The sequence below is a fragment of the Clostridium sp. HBUAS56010 genome, from assembly GCF_007115105.1.
Taxonomy (GTDB): Bacteria; Bacillota; Clostridia; order Lachnospirales; family Lachnospiraceae; genus Lacrimispora.
This window is the reverse complement of record NZ_SULJ01000050.1, coordinates 1-483: the sequence shown is the minus strand read 5'-3', so window position 1 is coordinate 483 and position 483 is coordinate 1. Positions and strand designations below refer to the sequence as shown.

Sequence of the window (483 nt, the reverse complement as noted above, 5' to 3'; positions counted from 1 at the left end):
CAGATATCGAAAGTCATATGCGTGAGCTTTATAGCATTGATATCTCAGACAGCACCATCAGCCGGATCACGGATAAAATCCTGCCCATTGTCCGTGAATGGCAGGAACGTCCTCTGGAAGAAATCTATGCGGTAGTCTTCATGGATGCCATTCACTATCATGTACGGCACGAAGGACGCATTGTAAAGCGGGCCGTTTACATTGCAATCGGTATTGACATGACCGGGCATAAAGACGTCCTGGGAATGTATGTTGGTGAAAATGAAAGTGCTAAGTTTTGGCTTTCCATTATGAACGGGCTAAAAAACCGTGGCGTTGAAGATATCTTAATTGCCTGCATTGATGGCCTTACTGGTTTCCCACAGGCAATCGAAGCTGTCTTTCCGAAAGCCGAGGTGCAGCACTGTATTATCCATCAGATCCGCAATTCTACCCGGTTTGTTTCCTACAAGGACATCAAGGTGCTTATGGCAGATTTGAAGA

General features: G+C 45.8%; 1 protein-coding gene. It reads left to right on the top strand.

The genetic code is table 11. From position 1 onward, the window contains the following. Nucleotides 1-483, top strand: a 483-nt coding sequence (locus tag FAY33_RS19150) for a transposase (RefSeq protein ID WP_185967735.1), incomplete at both ends; no start/stop codon positions are given.